Source organism: Enterococcus ureasiticus, assembly GCF_001730285.1.
GTDB lineage: Bacteria > Bacillota > Bacilli > Lactobacillales > Enterococcaceae > Enterococcus_L > Enterococcus_L ureasiticus.
In genome coordinates this window covers 147,749-169,747 of sequence record NZ_MIJZ01000015.1, presented here as the reverse complement: position 1 = coordinate 169,747, position 21,999 = coordinate 147,749, and the positions used below count along the sequence as shown (strand labels likewise).

Below are 21,999 nucleotides of genomic sequence, written 5' to 3'. Positions count from 1 at the left end.
TCCTTTATCTTCTTTTTTGTTTCTTAAATTGCGAACTATTTTTCGTTTTTTTCAAAAAATGCTCGATTTTTTTTGCAAAACACCCTATAATAGGGAACGATAGATTGTAAGGGAGTATCATTTATTTTACCTATTGAAAAAATAATGAATAACGAACCTATAAAAAATAAGGGATAGTAATTATTCTAGTGGATAATAAACCTTAAAGGAAAGAGGAGAAGAAGTGACAGATTCTAAAATTCGGAGAAGCGAACGATTGATTGATATGACACAGTATTTGTTGGATCATCCACATACATTGGTTTCTTTGACCCATTTTGCACAGCGCTATAAATCAGCCAAATCATCGATCAGTGAGGATTTAGCGATCATCAAAAAAACATTCAAACAAAGAGGTACAGGGATTCTTGAAACAATTCCAGGAGCGGCCGGTGGGGTTCGGTTTATCCCAGAAATTCCTTATGAGGAATCAAAAGAATTGGTTATGGCTTTGTGTGAACGTTTATCAGAACAAGATCGTCTGTTGCCAGGAGGATATGTGTATCTTTCTGATTTGTTAGGACAGCCAGAATTATTGCGCCAAGTTGGGAGAATTATTGCTTCTAAATATTTAGGGGAAAAAATCGATGCTGTTATGACTGTTGCGACAAAAGGTGTGCCAATCGCACAGGCTGTTTCGTATTACTTGAATGTTCCGTTTGTAATCGTTCGTCGTGATTCGAAGATAACTGAAGGCTCAACGGTCAGTGTAAATTATGTTTCTGGATCATCTGAACGCATCGAAAAAATGGAATTATCAAAACGCAGTTTAAAACGTGGTTCAAGAGTGTTAGTCGTGGATGACTTCATGAAAGGCGGCGGAACCGTTAACGGAATGAAGAGCCTGATCGAAGAATTTGAGGCGGAACTTGTTGGGATCACTGTGTTTGCGGAGTCTAAATTTAAAGGGCAACGTGCGATTGAAGATTACACGTCATTACTTTATGTGGAAGATGTGGATACAAGAACGAAAACGATCAATGTCGTTCCTGGGAATTATTTTGATGAATAAAGACTAAACGAGTGAGACAAAACTGATTTCAGTTTTGTCTCACTCGTTTTAATTTTAGAGATAAAATAGAACCACTTTTATTTAACGAAATCCCAAATTAGGTGTATAGTTAACCTGTAAGCAAATTTATCCAGTATCTCCCACACACGATGAGAAACTGAATGAATCAAATGAAAGAAGGCCAACACAATGGAAAATCAAGAAAAAATTCAAATTTTAAAAGACATCGTCGCAATCAAATCAGTCAACGGCAACGAAAAAGAAGTCGCTGAGTACCTAAGCAAGCTTTTCAAACAACACGGGATCGACTCAAGCTTTTTAGAATATGACAAAGACCGAGACAACCTAATTGTTGAAATCGGTAATAAAAATAGTGAAAAAGTTTTAGCATTTTCAGGACATATGGATGTCGTTTCAGCAGGGAATGAATCTGACTGGACTTCTGATCCGTTTAAACCTGAGATTCGTGACGGTAAAATGTACGGTCGCGGCACTTGTGATATGAAAAGTGGTTTAGCTGCTATGGCAATCGCAATGATTGAATTAAAAGAAGAAAAGGCCGCATTCAATGGACGTCTTCGTTTGATTGCCACAGTTGGTGAAGAAGTTGGCGAATTAGGAGCAGAACAATTAACCAAAGAAGGCTACGTAGATGATGTGACCTCAATGGTGATCGGTGAACCTTCTGGCTATGCTGGTATCGTTTATGCACATAAAGGATCGATCAATTTTAAAGTAGAATCCCAAGGTAAGAATGCTCACAGCTCAATGCCGCAACTAGGGGTAAATGCAATCGATCATTTGAATGATTTTTATTCAAGAGCCAATCAATTATTCCGCAGTGAAATCCATACAGATGAAGTCTTAGGTGATTTTATCTATAATGTAACGATGATTTCAGGTGGGGAACAAATCAACAGTATTCCAAGTGAAGCAAGTCTTCAAGGAAATATCAGAACGATCCCTAATTATGACAATGATCTTGTTATAAAAAAAATGAACGAACTAATCGATGAGTTGAATCAAAAAGAGACGTATCATTTAACATTGAGTATTGAAGCAAATAAAATTTCAGTGAAAAGTGAAAAAGATTCTGATATCGCAAAAATCGCCCAACAAGTAGCGAAAAAACAAGTCAATGTCGATATTCCAATGGTTGGTGTGTCTGGAACAACGGATGCCGCTGAATTTACAAAAGGCAAACAAACATTTCCAGTCATTATTTTTGGCCCAGGTAATGAAACACCGCATCAAGTGGATGAATATGTAGATGTGGATAACTATTTGGAAATGGTGGACATTTATAAAGAAATGGCGACGACTTATTTAGCGTAACCGACAGATATAAAAGTGAAAAAGTATCTAGAATTGAGTGTTTCAGTTCTAGGTATTTTTTTGATTTTATTGAGTTGATAGGGGGAAAAATTAGATTATTTAAATATCAGAAAAAGTGATTGTAACTATTCAAAATCAATATTGTTTTTTATAAAAAAATAGTTCTATAATGAGTTTATATCATAACTAGTAGGGAGAAGAACATGATTACAGAAGTGAAAAAGAAACGACATCAATTGAATTTAACACAACAAGAACTAGCAGATAGGTTATATGTAACGAGGCAAAGTATTTCTAATTGGGAAAATAGGAAGAGTAATCCCAATAGTGATATTCTTAAAATGTTAAACAATATTCAGATGGAGTATAAAAATAACTAATAGATTTAGTAAACAAGTAAAAACAAGCCAGCTGCTCATCGTGTGATAATAAAAAATGGTTGGATTGTTTCTGAAATGATGAGCAGCTAGTTGAAATTCGCAGGATCTGCAGGCCTGCGAATTTTTTACTTAACAACCCATCTTCCGCCAGACGGATTGTTAAGAATACGGATAGACTAAAAATCAATCGTTACGTTGTACCATTCAATCAAGTAAACTTTAGAAATTGTTCTAGCCCATTTATACGCATTGACTTGGCTGCCTTTTTAGATTGAATGGTGAACGCATGGTAGTGATTGATTCTAGTAAACCCGCTCGCAAGCACCAATTGGTAGAATGTAAATACGAGAATATCGTATTAAAAAAGGAGAGAGGCGCTTGCTATTTATAAAAAGAGCGAAAAAATACGGCATTAGCAACCAACTAATACCGTGCAAAAGTGCAACAAATACCAACTAACTACTTCAAACCACTCAAATTTGTAAAAAACACTAGTATTTCTTACAAAAATTGAGTAAAATGAAAGAGTCAGTATGCAAATATTGACTAGGGCAACTTATATTATTAGTTTACGCTGATAATATGAGGCTCTGTACGAGGATGTCCGTCCTTTTGCAGAGTGCCTTTTTATTTTGTTTTTCGCTCTAATTACCTGAATTCAACACAAAAAAATGATATTAGTCAGCTACTAATACCATGAAGCGTTCGTTAAATAACCATCCACTAAGATTATTGAGTCAGTAAAAAAGAATGGAAATCCGTTCTTACTTTTAGTACAATAAGATTAGTCAATACGAAATTATTGGCGAGGCAACTTGTATTATTAGTTTACGCTGATAATACGGGGCTCTGTTTGGAAGATGTCCGTCTTCTGACAGGGCGCCTTTTTTATTTTATGTTGTAAATTTATTCTAACGTAAAGGGGTTAGAATAGTCAATAGAATATCGCGAAAGAATTCAAATAGTCAAAACTGTCCAGGAAAAAGGAGAAATTTGACAAAAGAGGTGGAAATTTTTAAGTTTTACTTGCATTGGTGAGTAAATATAAAAATAAATTTTACACATAACATACTAAAATAGCGAGCAAGAATCCCCGGCTATTATGGCTTCTAAAAATGAGCTGTGTTTTATTGTAAATCTCAATCCATTCTTCTTTCGAGACTAGTTTTTTAGTACATTGAGTTAATTTTGAACAATCATAGCCACTGAAACATGCAAAAAAAGCTAGGATTCAAAAAGAAAAGTACACAGTTAGATAGCAGTTAATTTTTTTGCTAACATTTCCCATTCTCGATCCAAAGGAACACTAGAAAATTTGAAAAATGTACAATTCAAACTAGATGGAGGCAATGGAAAGTTACAGATACATATATCGATGTCTAACCGTTCAATTAAATTATTATCGATTGGTTGATTAAAAATAAAAGACAGTTCCGCTGTTTTAGGAACATATTTATGCGCTAGATATTTATAATAAGTCGTTTCCGCAGAAGTACCACTTAGGGCAAAAAGCACTTTGCTCCTGCGATTGACTTTGGCTTCTGTGAGAGAGGTCAAACTTGCAGCTAAATCTTCTTTATACAAAAAATCATCATGATTCTTCAAAATATCGTTCCAGAGAGCGATTGTTTTGGGGTATTTTTTTTCCATTAGTAGTTTAAAATCAGAATTATTTTTTTGAAATAGTGGGGAAAGTTCTTGCAATGCTTTTTCGTTCACTAGAAATGCTTTAATAATAGCTTTTAATTCAACGTTCAAAGAATAGCTTAAATTCGAATATTGAAAAAATTCGGTTGCTAAATGTTCAAAAGCTTCCATTTCACTTAAAAAGCTATTTGGTAAAAAATAGCTTTTTTCATCGTAAACAATCGTATCGAGTGAAATAAGAAAAGAAAAAATAATTTCCGCATCGTTGATGCGACTATAAATATTAGCGTTGAGTGTTTGATTTATGGCATTTTTTAAAATTAAAAATACGTCATTTTCAGCATATTTGTCGTGAATTTCCTGTTTTAGATATACTAGCTTATTTTGCTTGATTCGTTGCTCACTGACGGCTAGCCAACGGATCAAACGGTGGTAATCAACATTAAGAATCAACCCATATGTATGGGTCAGATTTCTTAAAAGTGCATAGAGATCTGCTTGCTTTTGTTCTGGATAACTATTGTGATTAAAGTCAGCGACTTGTTCAAAAAAGTGGAAATAAAAGTAGCGGATATTGATTTCATCACCAAGTATTTCAATTGGAGAAAGACTCAGAGTTAAATCAAACGCATCTAAAACCTCTTTTAAAATGGAAAGGTGTTTACGCAGCGTGGACTCTGCTATAAAAAATTTTTCTGAGAGATAATCAATTGTCTCACTCCTACCATAAAATGTATCTTCAACGATTGAAAAAAGAATATTATTTTTCACCTCATCTTCAATGTAGCTTAAAACTGGATTGATATCTACGGCAGTATTTAGAAATAAAGAACTATTTTCAAAGACAATCGATTCGGGAAATAATTCTACTAGTGATTGGGCATCTCTCCGTAAAGTTTTTGGGGAAACCTCACAAATTTGTGCAAGCTCAGACATCAACAAAGGGATATCCGACTCTAATAATAAGTTTAATATAGTAATTTTTCGTTTTGTTGAGGCATCAATTAGTAAGTTATATCCGATTTTATTCATTTTCATTCCTCCTAAATCATTTCTTTATAAAATCATAGCAAAAATAACAGACAAAATTTATTCTTTTTTTCTCTACTAAGAGAAAAAAAGAATAAAAATATTGGTAAAAAACATGTAATTCTTATGAAAAAATAAAATAAAAATGAAAAAAACACTATGTACTCTTTTTATTCTTTAATTTATAGGGCTTTTGGATTTGTCTCTACCTGGGACAAAGTAGGTTTGTGAAAAAAAAATAGATAGATTATCTTTTGGTTAGACAAAAAACAAGAAGGAGGAAACAACCGATGTATAATTTAGCAATTTATAATGCTGAGAATTATAGTATGGCAACATCAATCAAAGTATCCGAGTTCTATTTTAATGATGTGGAGCAGTTATTAAGTCACTTAGACAATATTCATGGTGTGATTATCTATACGACAAACGATGAACATCAAAATAATGTTTTAGAGTTGATTTTAACAATTAAAAGACACTGCTCACTACCTATTTGGGTGAGAAATGAGACTGAACAGCCGATGAGTAAAAACCTGAATTTGGAACTGGGTGTTCTAGGAAATCTTGATGCAACGATATCTAATGAAGAAATGTTTGCCATGATTGAAAATACCTTGGAATTATTGAACCCGATATCTGACGAGTCAATCAGTAACAATAATTCATCAAACCAACTACAATTGAACTCTTTAAATTGTAGCATGAAACTACCATACAAGGCAGAAGTATGTCTTACGCGTTTAGAATACAAAATGGTGTCGTTATTAGCATCCAGAATGAATCAAGCTTTTACATATGAAGAAATTTATAAATGCGTTTGGTCAGAAGATGGAGAGAGCGATAATTCAATAAGAAAATACCGAACATCCAACTTAGCTTTTCACATTAGAAATAAACTAAGTCATCATGGCATTAATCCTAAAATACTTAGAACGGTCCGTTCGATTGGCTATTTACTTGATTCTAATATTGAAAGCAGTTTGGTTAAGGAGGTGATGCAATATAGCAGTTAAAGTGGCAAGAAAGGAGGGAAATTAAAGAAAAATGAATAAAAAGAAATTACTCAATATCAATATTTTTATACTCGTGATTCTTGGATTGACGATAGTTAGTGAATTTTATTTTTCTGCGACAAACTTATTTGCTAAAGCCCACGTTTCTATGGAAGTGTTAGAAGATGAAATTATAGTGGATGAACCTTTTTACCTGGAAATCAGAGACGAGCGTGATGAAGAGGGAGAAAACGTGCTACTGGATTTAGCAGAACTAGATGTTGAAGAATCTTCTAACATAACTATTGAGCAATCCGAAGCTAAAAGAAAGTTAAACCTTGTTATCCCAGATGGAATAACGTTTGATGCACGTCTTCAAGAGGAATTGATTCAAGAACAAGAGCTTTCGAGTGAACAATTTGCATTTGATTGGGATGAAACGTCTAGAGAATTGAGGATACATTTTCCCGTTTCTAAAACCTCTTTAAATGTTGCATTAGTAGCAAAATCTAGTGAAACGTATACGCTCGAATTATTTGATGATAGCAAGCAAGAAAAATTAGCAAGTATAGCGATTATTGCTTTGGAATCTGATGAAAATTCATTATTTGATGAGACAACTGTGCAAGAAGATAACACTACCATGCAAACTGTTGAAGCGGATATTAAAGAAGAAAATCTGGATTTAGATTCAGAAAAAGAACTGTACAATACGGAATTTAATGACTATTTTCAAGTATATACGTGGGATCAGTTAGTTCAATCAATAGCAAATAACTCAATTACTAAAATAATTTTAATGAGGGATATTTCTTCTGTAGGGACAGATAATTTTGCTTCGAGAACGGAAAACTTAGAAATCAATGGTAACGGATTTACCTTATCTCTTAATAGTAATAGTCTAATGCTTGGGAATTTGAGTTCAGGTATTGAAAAAAACTTTCATTTTAACAACATAACAATTCTTTTTTCAAATACTTCTACAGATTTTATCCGAGCAAATGATTCTTTAGCTGGCGGAAGATGGAGAATCCTACTTGAAAATACAACAATATCAGGATCAAGAAGAGCGGTCGATGCAAGACGTTCTGAAGTGACATTAAAGGGAAATGCTTATATTAGAACTAGAAGATCTAATTTTGCTTTAGGAAGTTTAGTTGTTGAAGAAAATGCTTACTATACGAGTATAGTTTTTAATAGTAATCGTGCAGCAGTTTGGTTCCCACGAAATGTTAGTGGTGCAGCGGTCACTGGTACAAATTCAGAATTTCGTGTAAAAACTGATGCAAGAGTTAATTTTTATAGAGAAAACAACGAAAATGCTTCACAGCCGGCCGTTTTCCGCCACTTCCGAGCATACACGATTGAAGAAGGAGCCAAAGTAAACTACTTTTACCAGAATCAAAATGGTGGGGTTGCTCCGTTAGGTGACCAAAGTGCAGCGAATGGTCGACCGCAAGCATATACTATTTTATCTGGCGGAGAATTGAATATTTATACGTCAAATCAGATGGGGATTCACTTTCGTAGGCGTGATACTTCTTTAGTAACAGAAACTGGAGGAAAAATGAATGTATTACTATTGAATCAAAATAATAATATTGTTCCTGGTATCCCAGTTTCACCCGATGAAGGAGGAGACGATGAGGAAGATGATGGTGATGACGGAGATGAAGATGAACCAGATGTATCCTTAACTACATTGATAAACCTTGCAGGAACGAGAACTAGTATAGCAATTAATGATCCTAGAAGTCTAGACATTAGAAGTAACGTTGAGACTAACTTACTTGCGATATCTTCTACATCTTCTTTTTCAATCAATGACGCTAACATCAGTATTTGGCAAAACTCAGAACCTTTCTGGAGAGAGCCTTCTATAGCTAGAGAAAATGTTGTGAGGTATTCACAACAGGGACAAGTTGTCTCTACAACGGATAGTATGTTGATGATGCTTAACGTAAGTGTGACTTCTAATAATTACAAAAGAATATCTGCTAAAGGAACAACCATTTATGAAAATGAACAGGCAGAAATAACTGTTTCTTATGTTGATGAACATGGCAACAATATTTTTCCAGAAGAAATATTGGTAGGGATAATTGATGTTCCGACAGTCATTGAAAGTGCAGTTCCTGAAGGGTTGTTAGAGACATCAGAGTACATTGTTAAAGAGATTATAGCGACAAATGGTAGATATGATGAAGCATCTTTTGAGTTCACCCCGGAAAGTTCTAGTGCCTCTTTAGTTTTTATTCTTGAATCTTCCGATATACCTGTGGCAGAAGGTACGGTCGAAGTGCGGTACCAGTCAAATGACGGTATTTTACTAGCAAGTGAAACGATGACAGGCGAAGTTGGAACACAATACAGTACACAAGGCAGAGATTTCCAAGGTTGGGAATTAGTAGAAGAACCTTTAAATTCGATAGGAACATTCACTGAAGAGACGATCACCGTAACATATGTGTATAAAGAAGTGCTCCAAAAAGCAGTCTTAACAGTCCAATTCATTAATGAGTTGGAGCAACTGCTCCCTGGATATACGGTCAGGGTAGAGACACAAGTTGGTGACGAGATCGATTTGACGAAGGAACAAGCAGTCGTTGAGCAATTGGCTACTCTAGCAAGTGCTGGTTATGAACTAAGTGAACGACCAGACAATGAAACGGCATTTAAAATTGAAGCAGCAGAAGTGACCGTTCAATATAAGCTTCAAGGGTTGCTGAGCCTAGTTTCTGCACCGCAGTCAATCGATTTTGGCGCTATTACGTATGATGCAACAACAAAACGTGTGGAAGACCCTGAAATTGACCAGCCACTGATAGTAGCTGATACTCGAGCGGATAATAGCAATGGTTGGACATTAACAGCTGCATTATCTTCTCCAATGAAAAATGAAACCGGACAAGAATTGCATAGTGCTTTGCGTTACGTCTATGAAGGGCAAGAAACACTCTTGGATACAAATGCCCAAATGGTTTATTTAAATCAAGAAGGAGTATCAGGCCGTTTTGATATTAGCAACAGCTGGGGAACAGAGAATGGGACGGATGGTGTGAAACTAGAAATCGGTTCATCTGATATTGTTCATACAGGCAGTTATACAGGTGTCATTACCTGGAAAGTAATGGCTGGTCAGCCGTAGAGGAGAGAGAAAAATGAGACTGTACACAAAAATCATCGTTATCTGTTCTTTGCTGCTAGTCTGTATTGGCGCTACCTTTGTAACAGTGGATGCTTCTGAAAATATTGGTGGCCAAGTTCGAACAAACGGGACTATTTCATTTTATGAAGAAGAAAAGACAAATCCGCCCGTCAATTCCGAATCCTCAGAAAAAAATGGTTCAGATGCGATAAAAAAACCAGTAGGTAACTTGCCGAGTACTGGGGAGATCATTGGGAAATTCCTCTTTGTTGGAGTAGGACTCCTATTACTGTTGCTGTTATTCTTACTACGTCAGTGGACCAAGGAGGAACCAGAGCGATGAAACAACAACTTTTGAAAGCAACTGCTAGTGCCGTATTATTGCTGTCAGCCGTCAGTATGTTTTCACGCGAGGCCGAAGCAACTTCTGGATGGTTGGAGCAACCGGGTACAGTGACAGTGGAAGGCAATCCAATTTCTACTCCTATAGATCCTGAAAATCCCGAAGAAGTTGTCAATCCAGGTGAGAGCCCTTCAACCGAAGGTCCGTTGCGTATTGATTTTGTTTCAACATTGGATTTTGGCCGAGCAGATCTGACGGCTTCGGCTCGCACGTATACTGCATTTGCGCAACAATTTTTAGGAGATACGGGTCCAAGAGGTAGTTTTATCCAAGTGACCGATCAGCGTACACATGCTACAGGCTGGACACTTCAATTGAAACAAAATTATCAATTTAGAAATGCCATGATTCAAGAAACAAGTGAACAAGAATTAAACGGAGCTATATTATCCTTAGATAAAAGCTGGGCCAACAGTAGTGGAACAAGCCAAGCGCCAACGGTAACCAGAGAGCCAATCAATCTTCAAACAATGGATACAGCTTATGAGTTAGCAACGGCAACGCAAGGAAATGGGCGTGGTGTATGGGTAATTGCTTTTGGTGCTTCGCAAATGAACAGCAATCAGATAGAAAATACTCTAACTCCGGCCTTAGATTCTTCGGGGCAAGCAATTATGGATGAATTTTCGGGAAAAGCTGCGTATCGCAATTCAGCGATCAGTTTGACCGTTCCGAGCACAACAACGATTCATCCTCTACAGTACACAACAGAACTCACGTGGATTTTAGCGGAGTTACCTTAATCATGTGATATGTCTGGTTTCATCCAGATTGTCAAATAAATAAAAACATTCAACTAATAGGAGGAAATACAACATGAAACTTACATCACTATCATCAGCAGCAATCATCGCTGCACTAACAATCGGTGCTTTAGCACCAACAGCAGCAGTTGCTGCACCAGAGGAATTAGATTCTATTGGGAGCGTAACAGTAGAAGAAGGTGGTACTGATCCTGACGAGGAAATTGATACTGTGGATCCGGAGAACCCAGGTGAAACATTGCCAGAACCAGATCCAGATGGACCAGATGAAATTGTCAATCCAGATATCGGTCCTTTGATGATTGAACGTGTCAGTAGCTTAGAGTTTGGTAGTATTAAAACATCTGCAAACGAAGTCAAAACATTTGCCTCTCCAATGAATTATGGTGAAGCAGGTATGCGTGGAAATTTTGTTCAATGGCGTGATATTCGTGCTGGAGGTACATTTGGTTACACGTTGACTGCGGAAATGACTCAACAATTTACTGGAGAAAGTTCAAACATGTTAAACGGGTCAACTATTGATTTTAGCAATGGATTTATGACAGCTCAAGGTGATAATACAAATAATACCCCATCAACTATTAATTCCAATTTCCAACTGACAGAAGATGGTGGAGCACAAGCGATTGTAACTGCTAGTCAAGAAGAACAAGAAGGAAAAGGACGTTACATTATGGCATTTGGTAACAGTGCAGATTCAACAGAAGATGAGTCTATATTACTAACAGTACCAGCTGCCACAGCCTCAAATATGGCGATTGGTGATTATACTGCCAAGGTCACTTGGAAAGTTGTCGCTGCTCAATAATTTCTTTTTTACTGAAGCAGAGTAGCTGTTTTTAACCACTTTTTATTTGAAATTTAAGGGGCTGTGATCTAACTCAAAGAGTTATGTTCCAGCCCTCTTATTATAAAAAATACATATAAAATAAATAGATACGAGGGGATAAGAATGTTAAAAAAAATACAAAAATTGTTATTTATTGGATGGAGCGCATTCTTAACATTATCGATTGTAGTTCCTACCATATCGGCTTATGCAGAATCAGGAGAAGACCTTGCTGGTGCTACAGGCTTTACCTACAGTTTAACGTTTCCAGAAAATCAAATGGAAGATAATATTGGTTACTACAAACTGAAGGTGACTCCAGGTCAAAAACAAACACTTGCTGTAACTGTGAGTAATCCTAGTGCTGAAAAAGTAACGATCGATGTTAGTTTAAATGGTGCGAAAACAAATCAAAACGGTGTGATTGAATATGGTGACTCAACTATCGACAATGACGACTCACTAAAATATGATTTTGTCGATTTGGTAACTGGACCAGAAAAAGTGGAGTTGGGAGCAGGCGAAACGAAGAAGATTGAGTTAAAGCTTCAAATTCCAGAAACTGGCATTGATGGTGTGGTCGCTGGAGGTATCCAACTGATGAAGGCAAATCAAGATGAAAATGTCTCCAATCAAGGAGGGTCGCATATTATTAATCAATATGCGTATGTGATTGGTTTATTGTTACAAGAGTCAGAAGAAGAACAGTTGCCTGATTTAAAGTTTAATCAAGTATTTGCTGGTCAAAATAGTTATCGAAATACTATTTTTATTGATTTTTCTAATGTTGTTCCTGCATTTCTTAATGATATGACAGTAGAAACACAAATCACGGCTAAAGGGCGAGAAACTGTCTTGTTTGAACGCAAACAAACAGAAATGCGGATGGCACCCAATTCATTTATTCAATTTCCGATTAGTATGAATGGAGAACGAATGGTATCAGGTACATATGTAGCAACTACCTTGGTTACTTCTGGAGATCAGCGGTGGGAATGGACGGAAGAATTTGAGATTACTCGAGAAGATGCGGATAAATTCAATGAACAAGATGTTAGTTTGGTACCAGAAAAAGGAAAGAATTGGGTCTTGATCGCAATAAGCGTAGTTGGTGTACTTGTTATTGCAAGTGGTATTTATGGTGTGATCACGTATAGACGCAAAAGGAAAGAAGAAAAGGAACAAGAAGCCCAAAAAAAACGTAAGAAAAAGAAAGCTGTTCAAGGAAAGAAAAGTAAACAAGATAAAATGCGTGATGAGTCGTAAGCCGAGCATAAAATCAATAAAGATTTTAATAAATTAAGTGAGATAAAATTTGTAACAATGTTAAAAGACACTGTGGTTGAGATCCGCAGTGTCTTTTAACATTATTTTTATTTCATAAACTTCACATTCTGAACGAACGCTTCTAACTCTTCTCTACGCTCGATATTATAGTTGCATTTCTCACTATCGTAGCAAATATAATTCCCACGCTTGGTATACATCCCATCACCAGATTCTTTCACTTTAGACAGAAACATTGAAACTTCTGACGTTTCATGACAAATCGGGCAGATGCCTTTTTGAGTCGTAGGAGAAATCGTTCCTGAGACACCGACTAGCTGTCCGTCCATTGAAGCGACAATAAATTTTTGCTGTTTCCCACTATCATTCCAACTGTAAAAGGTATAGTCTCTCAAATCCATTGTTTCCCATTCTGGGATTTTCAACTTCTTGGTCTTTTTAAAGAGTTTTGATAGTTGTTGTTTTGAAGGTGGATCAAACGGAATAACCGCTTCTTTCACCCCTTCTAAATATTGTTCAAGTCTAGGTTTAGAAGTTGCTGCTTCTAAGAAACCTTCCAATAATGGTTGTAACGCATCTTTATCTGCACCAAACTGATCATTGATTTTATCAAGAACGATCGCTTGCAGTGTTTTGATTGTACTTTTATCATTTACAGACAAATGAGCTTGTAGCAAAATATTGGCTTGTTTTCTAATAAAATTAAATTGATATGGTTGTATTTGTTTATTCATAATGGATTTCCTCTCTATCATTCAAGTGATAAAATTAAAAGCGCAGTGGGCTCGTTCAGTCTCGACAGAAAAATAGGAAAAATTGTATGGGACGCTTTTTGTCACATGCCATTTTTATCTTTTTTCCGAGACCTTCAATCCTTAGGGCTTTAGCTCTTAGGAGTTGTTGAGATCGAAGCAGAGCGTAGTGACTAGCCCGCGTAGCTAGATAGCACATGGCACAACGCACTCTGACAGAAAGATTGGCTCTATAAGTTACTGGCTGTTAATTGTACTAACATAATTTCCTTTATTATAACGCAAACACGCAAAATTATAAATTGGTATAGCAAAAATGCAATTGGTTCAGTTGAAAAACCGCAAAGAGTAGGCTAAACTAAAACATGGCGCTATTTTAAATTGAAAATAAACGATTGAAAAATAAAACAAATCTTAGGAGTGAAGCAATTGGAAAACAGATATGTCATCATCCTAGCTGCTGGTAAAGGAACACGCATGAAATCAAAACTTTATAAAGTGTTGCACCCTGTCGCTGGCAAACCAATGGTGGAACACATCATGGATCAAGTAGAAAAAACGAATCCAAATGAAGTTGTGACGATTGTAGGTCATGGTGCGGAGGCAATCAAAAGCCATCTAGGTGAACGTAGCCAATATGCTTTACAAGCAGAACAATTAGGAACGGGACATGCGGTGTTGCAAGCAGAATCGCATTTAGCAGGCAAAAAAGGAACGACTCTTGTTATTACAGGAGATACACCGCTTTTGACTTCCGAAACATTAGCGAACCTTTTTGATTATCATCAAGGTAAAAACGCAAGTGCGACGATTTTAACAGCTCATGCGGAAGATCCAACTGGATACGGTCGTATCATTCGTGATCATGTAGGCATCGTTGAAAAAATCGTGGAGCAAAAAGATGCTTCCGAACAAGAAGCTCGTGTACAGGAAATCAATACTGGAACGTTCTGTTTTGATAATGAAGCCTTGTTTAATGCTTTATCTAAAATCAATACCGACAATGCACAAGGGGAATACTATTTAACAGATATTATTGAGATCCTTAAAAAAGAAGGTAAGAGCGTTGCGGCATATCAAATGGCTAACTTTGAAGAAGCGATGGGGATCAATGATCGTGTGGCTTTAGCTGAGGCGAACAAAATCATGTACCGCCGTTTGAATACGATGCATATGAGAAATGGTGTATCATTCGTTGATTCTGATTCAACGTACATTGATGAAGGTGTTGTGATCGGTTCAGATACTGTGATTGAAGCCGGTGTACATTTAAAAGGGAAAACAGTGATTGGTGAAGATTGTTTTATCGGTGCGCATTCTGAAATTGTGGATAGCGTGATCGAGGACAATGTAAAGATCGCACAATCTGTGATTGAAGAAAGCATTATTCGCAAAAATGCGGATGTCGGTCCATTTGCTCATATCCGTCCAAAAGCTGAAATCGGTGAGCGTGTTCATGTTGGAAACTTTGTAGAAATCAAAAATGCGACCGTAGCAGAAGATACTAAAGTCGGACATTTAACGTATGTTGGTGATGCAGATTTAGGTAAAGATATTAACGTTGGCTGCGGTGTGGTTTTCGTTAACTATGATGGAAAAGATAAACATCGCACAACGGTTGGAGATCATGCCTTCATCGGATCATCAACAAGTTTGATCGCACCTGTGAATGTCGCAGCGAACTCAGTAATCGCTGCAGGTTCTACGATCACTGATGATGTGGCAGAATTTGACTTGGCGATTGCTCGGGCAAGGCAAGTGAATAAAGAAGGGTATGGGAAAAACATGCCTTATATGAATAACGAGAAATAAAAAAAGATGACTGCCATTTATTGGGAGTCATCTTTTTAGCTATCCTATTTTCCGTTTACGATTATATTCATAAAAGCCGTAACCAGAAAGTCCAATAATAAGTAATCCTAAACTGCCATAAGCAACAATTGTTTCACCCATTTTCGGGTAATCTGCTGTTTTTCCGACAGGTTTAGCTGTTTTGATCTCATCTGGTTTCGTTGGCTCTTTTGGATCTGGATTTGGTACAGGTTCGGGTTTGTTTTTCTTATTAAACTCAGCTTCTGAAATAGAAATGATTCGCTCGCCTGGAAAGGCTTCTTTGTATTGTGCAAGATCAATATTTGTTGCGGCATCATATAGACGAAGGTTTGTTCCTTGTTTTAGATGATTGATCAAGACAGTATCTAAAGAAGGTCCTTCTTCACGCTCGCCGCCTAACATATCGTAGCCGTCACCGCCAGCTGCTAAGAAGTCATTCGTTGCCATATGATAGGTTGCTTTTTCATCGATCGGTGCAAATTTTCCAGTTGTACGATCCTGGATTTCTACTTGCAGAACCCGTTCTCCAACAATCGTTTTGTCCGTTCCGTTGCCTTCATCTGCAGGTAGTAATGAGCCCTTTTTCGTTGAATCATAGTGGACTCGGATGGTGCTGGAGACATGTAGGAAGCCACCATTTGCCCCAAGTTTTGGTTGATTAAAGTCGTCTAAAATGATTGCACCGTTTTCGTCTTTTCGTGCCATTGAACGAAGTGAAAGCTCAAACATTTCTTTGACCTCTGCCCCTGTCACTTTGATTTGGGAGATGCTGTTACCGAAAGGCATTACAGCTATAATATCTCCTAGTGTCACTTTTCCAGGTTCGATATTTGCTCGAATACCGCCACCATTTGTTACTGCAAAATCAGCTTGATTTTTAAAGCCGTGCTGTCCGTAAGCTAACATGGCATCGCCAATCAGATTCCCTAAATTTGTTTCTCTTGTTCGTACATTGTCGCGTTCACCATTAAACTGGTAAGGGTTATTTTCAATGACAACTTCTGAACCCCATGCTTCAAAATTCGCTCTGGCCTGGTCAACTAAGGCTTTAACGGCAGGATCTTCTTCTAAATCTGCTAAGGTTTCTGCAGGAGTTAATGAAGCTGTTTTTTTGGTAAGGTCTGTCAAATCCACATTTACTAAACCGACATTATTCAAATAATTCCCTGTTTGGGTGTACATCACATTTCCAAATTGTTTTCCGCCATCAACGGCTGTATGAGAATGCCCATCTAAAACAGTAATATTCAAATCGGGAAATTCTTTGCTTAATGTCTCTGCCAAAGTATCACCACGCCATTCATGTGGAGTCGTTTCGTCGATACCTAAGTGTCCAGTAACGACATAGGCAGTGATTGTTTCCCCTGAATCTTTGAATGTTTGGATGGCTTTTTTTGTTTCAGCGATTGGATCAGCAAAAGTCACACCTACTACATTGTTTGGATGTGTTTTTGTCGCTGTTTCAGGTGTGGTTACGCCGATAATGGCGTATTTATTGCCACCTTTTTCAACGATTGTAGAAGGTTCAAAGACTAATTGTCCATCTTTAAAAGTATTATTTGATAAGATTGGGAAATTCAATTCGTCTTTATACTCTAGTGCTGTTTCCAAGCCAAAATCAAATTCATGATTTCCAACAGCCATGGCATCGTAGCCCACTTCATTCATCACGTTGACCATGTCTTTTCCTTTAGAGAAATTAGAAATCGGTAAGCCCTGGAATGCATCACCTGCGTCGATCAAGAGATCTGGATTGATCCTATTTTTATACGTCTTCAAACGTGGCATACCTAAGACATCTTTTCCATTACCTTCTAGCCGTCCATGAACATCATTGGTATGCATGATCGTGATTGCTTCTGAATCTGGTTGATAACCTGCATTTTTCACATCTTGTTTCGTGATGGGTTTAACATTAGGCGTTCTGCCATCTGCTGCTGGCTCTGTCTGCAATGTCCCGTCATTGACTAATTGAACAGCTAATTTACGCCAGTTGTTATTAAAATGATAGCCGATCACTTCCCAGTTATGTTCGATTTCTTTTTCTGGATCAAGGGTTTGTTTTTCACGAATGTAATCTGCAATCAACCCACGTAAGGTTTCAGGATCAGTGGATTTGATTGGGTCACCCTTGACAAGACCTTGTGTCAATAAACCTTCATAGCGGTAATTATTCATAGCAATCGTATAGTTTGCCTCAAGGTCAACTGGTTTTCCGTCGATCGTGGGATTGATGATACGTTGTCCATGCGGTTTGGAAATATCGATTTTATAAGAAATGCCAGAAAAAACATCATAGTTATACACACGAATTTTTTCATTAAAACTGATTGTTAAATCGTCAGGACCAGGTGTATTGTAGTAATCCGCCTGATTTTCCATGTATTCTAGTAGATTTTCTCCAGTAATATTGACACTAACTAGTGTATTAGGATATTTATAAATATCAAAAATATTAGAATAAGAAATATCTCCTGCATTTAATTTACTGTCTGCTTTAAAGAGCGCAGAGGCAGCTAGTTGTGCGCCAGTTGCTTTTCGTTGTACATTATTGATCAGTGAAATCATTGCAGTAGGTCGAAGTTGCGCTTCAGGAATTCCTTTTACTTCTTCTGGTGGTAAAAAATCGCCAGTCGCTGTTCCAATTTTTTCTGAGATGAATTCTCTTGTTTTATCATGGTATTCTTGTGTTTCGTTTTTTAATGCTTCATCTGCTGGAACAGTTTTTGTACTTATGATAGCAGCATCGCTGTTTTTAACCTGCCATTGGTCATTAATTTTTTCGATATCAAGGTCGATTTTGATCATTTCAGTTCCAGTATCTTTTGGTCCAGCAACAGGAACAGGTCCATTTGGTCCTTGAAGTTTTTCTGCGAAAGAGCGGTGATCATGTCCCAAAATATAAGCGTCGATGCCGGCAACATTATTAATGACTTGATCGGCACTTGCGGAAGGATCAGAGTTTTGACGTCCGGCGTGGATCGAAGCGACAATGATATCCGTGTCGTCTTTTAATTCAGCTACGGCTTTTTCGGCTTCTTCTTTTAACGGATTAAAATACAGGCTGTCTACTTTAGCTCCATCCCATAATGGAATTTGTGGTGTTGTCAGGCCAATGATGCCGACAGTCAAATCCTTGTGTCCATCTCCATCTAGGTCAATGTCTTTTTTCATCGTACCACCGACAAAGCGGCTGTTTGAGTCTTTTACATAGGTGTTCGCAGATAAGATAGGAAACTCTGCCTCAGTATTAAGTTTTTTGATCAAGTCCAAGCCAAAATTAAATTCATGGTTCCCCAAAACCATGGCATCATATTTCATGTAATTCATCGCTTTGATCATTGGATTTGGTTTATCGATTAAAGGGGCTTTATTATACAAATCATCTGTTAAAATCGTTCCTTGATTCATATCTCCGTTGTCAATTAGAATAGTACCATTAGGATTTTCTGAACGAATATTTTTTACGACAGAACTAACTTGAGAGAGACCTACGGGTGTTTGTTTGTCATCTTCATATGACCAGTCCCAGAGCTGGCCGTGGACATCTGAGGTTCCTAAAATTGTCAATTTTTGAGCATTAATTTTTGAATCTGCGGCTACTTGTTGAGTAATTTCTTGTTCCTCTTGCATTGTACTTGAAACAGTAGAGCTTTCTGTAGTAGTTCCTTTTGTTGCTTGGGTTTCAGTGCTTGATACAGTCTCAATAGCCAAGACGGTCGTTGCACCAGTACCTGCGAGTAAAGTGGAAACCATTAATACCTGTAAACCAAGTTGTACTTTTTTCAAAACTGACTTTTTCACAAAAATCCTCCTCTTAATAATAAGTATTGATCAACAGTTTCTATGAAACTCTTTTACTATGAAACAATCGTTGCTTATGGTTCACAGTAAAAGTTGAACGAGCTCGTAAAACTAGATAATACGAAGCACGTTAACCAAGATTCGTTACAAAAAAGTAATGCGCTTTCATTTTTTAGGTCCAACTAAATAGTAATATATTTCTTGTGTGTTGTCATTAGAAAATGCTCTAATTTTTCAAAAGTAAATGACAAAATCCACATATTTTAACTGAGTTCATTTTTTTCACGTGAAGACTTGCTGATTTTTATTAGAAAATCGAATTAATTTAGAGGAATGCTTCAAAATCACTTGATTTATTTTGAAAAAGTGACTACTATTTATAAGGAAACTATTGTTCAGTAAAAGAAAGTGGAGGTCCTCATGTCAAAACATTATTTTGATCCTAGATTGAAAATCTTTTCTCTTAACTCGAATCGTCCATTAGCGGAAAAAATCGCTGCAGCGGTCGGTGTAGAATTAGGAAAATCTTCTGTCACTCAATTCAGTGATGGTGAAATTCAAGTAAATATTGAAGAAAGTATTCGTGGCTCTCACGTTTATATCATCCAATCAACAAGTAGTCCTGTCAATGATAATTTGATGGAATTGTTGATCATGATCGATGCCTTAAAACGTGCCAGTGCAAAAACAATCAACGTTGTGATGCCTTACTATGGTTATGCACGTCAAGATCGTAAAGCCCGTGCCCGTGAACCAATCACAGCGAAACTTGTTGCAAATATGCTTGAAAAAGCAGGAGCAACTAGAATGTTGACATTAGATCTACATGCCGTTCAAATCCAAGGATTCTTTGATATTCCAGTGGATCATTTGATGGGCGCTCCATTAATTGCAGATTACTTTATGGAACATGGCATTCAAGGGGATGACGTTGTCGTTGTTTCTCCTGACCATGGTGGTGTGACACGTGCTCGCAAACTTGCGGAATACTTGAAAGCACCGATTGCAATCATCGACAAACGCCGTCCAAAAGCGAATGTTGCTGAAGTGATGAACATTATTGGACATGTAGAAGGCAAAATATGTGTCTTGATCGATGACATGATCGACACAGCTGGGACAATTTCATTAGCTGCCAACGCATTACAAGAAGCTGGCGCAAAAGAAGTGTATGCTTCATGTACACACCCAGTCTTATCAGGACCAGCTTTACAGCGCATTGAAGATTCTGCAATCAAACGTTTAGTTGTAACTGATTCTATCTACCTTTCTGATAATCGTAAAATCGATAAAATCGATGAAATCAGTGTGGGTGAATTAATTGGTGATGCCATCAAACGTATCCACGAAAATAAACCAGTTAGTCCATTGTTTGAGACGAAACGTAAATAAAAAATAGGCCTATTATTTCCTGTGTATGAATATACTGGAAATAATGGCTTTTTTTGTTGTGAAAAAAGTGATTTTAAATAGTACTGGAAAGATCAAGTGCATTTTAGTAAAAGAGATTGGAAATTTATTACGTTAATAATCACTAATTTTTGAAAAAAAACTGTTATCGTCCTAATATATAGATATAAAATGAAATAAGGGAGCGTGAATCAAATGAACAGTGCAACTAGTTTTATAAAGTCGTATCGATTTTTGCAAATAGTTACAGGCACCATGTACATTTTTATGGCGGTTCTAGCGTTGAGATACACACCAAACTCGCTAATAGAGTCAATCCGGATTTTTGGTGTATTCTCGTTGATTAAAGGTGTTTTTGAGATATTGAATAGAGCAAATATCAAAAAAAGAACCCATCATAATCAGTATTCTTCTTTGCTACTAGGTGTTGTTGACATCCTTGTTGGTATTATAATGATCGTAAATACCTCTTTAAATTTGGTTGAGTTATCTATGTTATTTGGTATCTGGTTTATAGGGGATGCGGTTATTTCATTTTTCTTGCTGGATTTGGCTAAAAAAATATCTGAGAGTTATTACTATATTTCATTGGTCATTTATTTAATAGGGAGTGTTATTGGATTAATGTTATTGGTAGCGGGAGATACGACAATTGTAACTGCTCCGGTGCTAATTAGTATTTACTTCTTGTTATTCGGTTTTGTAAAATTAATAGGTGGTATGCTCAATCGTAGAGACATACATGTGACAAACTGATTTATGTTGAAAATATACACTGACAATATTGATAAAAATAGATGAGTATAGGACAGAAGCGTTTACTTCTTGGAAATAAGAAGGGGGCGTTTCTGTTTTTGCTGATTAAGCATTTTTCCAGTAAATATTCTTTAGATAATAAGCGGTAGCCAAGCGTTATTTTCTGTATGTAAAAATGCAGGAAATGATACTTGGTTTCCTTTTTTTTAGCAAAATTGTCAGATTTAGTTTTGTAACAGGAAAATATTGATTATTCATCATTTTATTGTAATAAATTCAATTAAATTATTCCGCTATGTTAGAAGGAAAACGGTTTATTCATTTTTATTTATAAAAAATTGATTTATAGAAGAATCGCAAGTTCATTTTTCGGAAACAAGTGGAAAAAATTAACTATGGATTATATGATTTGATGCTATGCTAAATTTAACGAAAAAAATAGTCTTATACATAGTAAAAAATAGAAATGCAAAAGGAGTAATCATGAAAAGAGAAAAATATGAAATTTGGGGTTTGACCACGCAATTAGTTGTTGTGGCGATCGCGTTAGTCTATTACTTTTTTATTTACAGA

General features: G+C 36.6%; 15 protein-coding genes. 12 read left to right on the top strand and 3 right to left on the bottom strand.

Features of this window, described 5'->3' with window-relative positions:
- Positions 1-223 precede the first annotated feature (223 nt).
- The 3 genes from purR (at position 224) to BCR21_RS16695 (ending at position 2,766) form a co-directional block, all read left to right on the top strand.
- A complete protein-coding gene (gene purR / locus BCR21_RS13395) occupies positions 224-1,051 on the top strand; it encodes a pur operon repressor (RefSeq protein ID WP_084013317.1) in 828 nt (275 codons plus the stop codon).
- Positions 1,052-1,240: 189 nt separating this feature from the next.
- Positions 1,241-2,386, top strand: coding sequence for an ArgE/DapE family deacylase (locus tag BCR21_RS13390; RefSeq protein WP_069646970.1), 1,146 nt, complete (start codon positions 1,241-1,243; stop codon positions 2,384-2,386).
- Positions 2,387-2,589: 203 nt separating this feature from the next.
- A complete protein-coding gene (locus tag BCR21_RS16695; protein ID WP_084013316.1) occupies positions 2,590-2,766 on the top strand; it encodes a helix-turn-helix transcriptional regulator in 177 nt (58 codons plus the stop codon).
- A gap of 1,251 nt (positions 2,767-4,017) precedes the next feature.
- Here BCR21_RS16695 and BCR21_RS13385 read toward each other — a convergent pair.
- Positions 4,018-5,445 carry an AcpB/EbpR/MafR family transcriptional regulator gene (locus BCR21_RS13385; RefSeq protein ID WP_069646969.1) on the bottom strand — a complete coding sequence of 476 codons (1,428 nt, stop codon included), beginning with the start codon at positions 5,443-5,445 and terminating at the stop codon, positions 4,018-4,020.
- A gap of 287 nt (positions 5,446-5,732) precedes the next feature.
- On the opposite strand from BCR21_RS13385, the gene BCR21_RS13380 reads away from it, so the two are divergent.
- The 6 genes from BCR21_RS13380 to BCR21_RS13355 all read left to right on the top strand — a co-directional run bounded on the left by BCR21_RS13380 (position 5,733) and on the right by BCR21_RS13355 (position 12,850).
- Positions 5,733-6,458: a winged helix-turn-helix domain-containing protein gene (locus BCR21_RS13380; RefSeq protein WP_069646968.1), complete on the top strand. Its 726-nt coding sequence runs from the start codon at positions 5,733-5,735 to the stop codon at positions 6,456-6,458.
- A gap of 31 nt (positions 6,459-6,489) precedes the next feature.
- Positions 6,490-9,585, top strand: a complete 3,096-nt coding sequence (locus BCR21_RS17210; RefSeq protein ID WP_069646967.1) for a MucBP domain-containing protein — start codon at positions 6,490-6,492, stop codon at positions 9,583-9,585.
- Between the two features lie 13 nt (positions 9,586-9,598).
- Positions 9,599-9,928, top strand: a complete 330-nt coding sequence (locus BCR21_RS13370; protein WP_069646966.1) for an LPXTG cell wall anchor domain-containing protein — start codon at positions 9,599-9,601, stop codon at positions 9,926-9,928.
- Positions 9,925-10,731, top strand: coding sequence for a WxL domain-containing protein (locus BCR21_RS13365; RefSeq protein ID WP_069646965.1), 807 nt, complete (start codon positions 9,925-9,927; stop codon positions 10,729-10,731). Before BCR21_RS13370 ends, BCR21_RS13365 begins: the two co-directional genes overlap by 4 nt.
- 73 nt (positions 10,732-10,804) lie before the next feature.
- Positions 10,805-11,563 carry a WxL domain-containing protein gene (locus BCR21_RS13360; protein ID WP_069646964.1) on the top strand — a complete coding sequence of 253 codons (759 nt, stop codon included), beginning with the start codon at positions 10,805-10,807 and terminating at the stop codon, positions 11,561-11,563.
- Between the two features lie 144 nt (positions 11,564-11,707).
- Positions 11,708-12,850, top strand: coding sequence for a WxLIP family cell surface protein (locus tag BCR21_RS13355; protein WP_069646963.1), 1,143 nt, complete (start codon positions 11,708-11,710; stop codon positions 12,848-12,850).
- Between the two features lie 107 nt (positions 12,851-12,957).
- Here BCR21_RS13355 and BCR21_RS13350 read toward each other — a convergent pair whose 3' ends face one another.
- On the bottom strand, positions 12,958-13,605 hold the full coding sequence (locus tag BCR21_RS13350; RefSeq protein ID WP_069646962.1) for a FusB/FusC family EF-G-binding protein: 648 nt from the start codon (positions 13,603-13,605) through the stop codon (positions 12,958-12,960).
- Positions 13,606-14,052: 447 nt separating this feature from the next.
- Between BCR21_RS13350 and glmU the strand changes: the two genes are divergently transcribed.
- Positions 14,053-15,435 carry a bifunctional UDP-N-acetylglucosamine diphosphorylase/glucosamine-1-phosphate N-acetyltransferase GlmU gene (gene glmU / locus BCR21_RS13345; RefSeq protein ID WP_069646961.1) on the top strand — a complete coding sequence of 461 codons (1,383 nt, stop codon included), beginning with the start codon at positions 14,053-14,055 and terminating at the stop codon, positions 15,433-15,435.
- 39 nt (positions 15,436-15,474) lie between these two features.
- Here glmU and BCR21_RS13340 read toward each other — a convergent pair whose 3' ends face one another.
- Positions 15,475-19,260 (bottom strand): 5'-nucleotidase C-terminal domain-containing protein, encoded by a 3,786-nt coding sequence (locus BCR21_RS13340; RefSeq protein ID WP_069646960.1) that lies wholly within the window; start codon positions 19,258-19,260, stop codon positions 15,475-15,477.
- A gap of 420 nt (positions 19,261-19,680) precedes the next feature.
- Between BCR21_RS13340 and BCR21_RS13335 the strand changes: the two genes are divergently transcribed.
- Together BCR21_RS13335 and BCR21_RS13330 are read left to right on the top strand one after the other, a co-directional pair.
- Positions 19,681-20,652 (top strand): ribose-phosphate diphosphokinase, encoded by a 972-nt coding sequence (locus BCR21_RS13335; RefSeq protein WP_069646959.1) that lies wholly within the window; start codon positions 19,681-19,683, stop codon positions 20,650-20,652.
- 213 nt (positions 20,653-20,865) lie between these two features.
- The gene (locus BCR21_RS13330) at positions 20,866-21,426 is read left to right on the top strand and encodes an HdeD family acid-resistance protein (protein WP_069646958.1); all 561 of its coding nucleotides are present in this window, start codon (positions 20,866-20,868) and stop codon (positions 21,424-21,426) included.
- The last annotated feature ends 573 nt before the right edge of the window (positions 21,427-21,999 follow it).